This is a genomic window from Herbaspirillum sp. NPDC101397 (genome assembly GCF_044767325.1).
Lineage (GTDB): Bacteria > Pseudomonadota > Gammaproteobacteria > Burkholderiales > Burkholderiaceae_D > Herbaspirillum.
The window spans coordinates 1-1,099 of sequence record NZ_JBIWNS010000018.1 but is presented as its reverse complement, the minus strand read 5'-3'; the positions used below and the strand labels follow the sequence as shown (position 1 = coordinate 1,099).

Here is a 1,099-nt window from a genome sequence, read left to right as displayed (position 1 = left end):
TCCATCGCGCCGCCCATGCCCTTGACCATCTTGCCCGGGATCATCCAGTTGGCCAGGTCGCCCTGTTGCGAGACCTGCATCGCACCCAAAATGGCGATGTTGATCTTGCCGCCGCGGATCATGCCGAAAGAATCCGCCGAGGCGAAGAACGACGAGCCGGGAATGGTCGTCACGGTTTGCTTGCCGGCGTTGATCAGGTCGGCGTCGACCTTGTCTTCGGTCGGGAACGGGCCGATGCCGAGCAGGCCGTTTTCCGATTGCAGCCAGACTTCAATATCCTTGGGAACGTGGTTCGCCACCAGGGTCGGCAAGCCGATGCCGAGGTTGACGTAAAAACCGTCCTGCAATTCCTTGGCTGCGCGTGCAGCCATTTCGTCTCTGGTCCATGCCATGATTATTTCTCCTTATTTGGACACGGTCCGTTGCTCGATGCGCTTTTCCGGCGTGGCGTTGACCACGATGCGGTGCACGAAAATGCCGGCGGTATGAATCTGGTCCGGGTCGAGATCGCCGACTTCGACCAGCTCTTCGACTTCGACGATGGTGATCTTGCCGGCCATGGCGACGTTGGGGTTGAAGTTGCGCGCGGTCTTGTTGAAGACCAGGTTGCCGGCGCGGTCGGCCTTTTGCGCCTTGACCAGCGAGACGTCGGCCACCAACGAGCGTTCCATGACGTACTTGGCGCCGTCAAACTCACGGATTTCCTTGCCTTCGGCCACCAGCGTGCCGACACCGGTCTTGGTAAAGAACGCCGGGATGCCGGCGCCGCCGGCGCGCAGCTTTTCTGCCAGCGTGCCTTGCGGAGTAAATTCGAGCTCGAGTTCGCCGGCCAGGTATTGGCGTTCGAACTCCTTGTTTTCGCCCACGTAGGAGGCGATCATTTTCTTGATCTGGCGCGTGCTCAGCAATTGGCCGAGGCCGAAACCGTCAACGCCGGCGTTGTTGGAGATGGCGGTCAGATTCTGTACGCCGGAGTCGCGCAAGGCCGCGATCAGCGCTTCAGGAATGCCGCACAGGCCGAAGCCGCCGACGGCAATCGTCTGGCCGTCCTTGACGATGCCGGATAACGCGCTGGACGCGTCGGGATAGACTTTATTCA

General features: G+C 60.6%; 2 protein-coding genes. Both read right to left on the bottom strand.

The window, feature by feature from the left end:
- On the bottom strand, positions 1-392 hold a 392-nt coding region (locus tag ACIROW_RS24075), incomplete at its 3' end, for a CoA-transferase (RefSeq protein WP_402279730.1).
- A gap of 12 nt (positions 393-404) precedes the next feature.
- Positions 405-1,099 (bottom strand): CoA transferase subunit A (locus ACIROW_RS24070; RefSeq protein WP_402279728.1); only part of this gene is annotated, 695 nt, incomplete at its 5' end.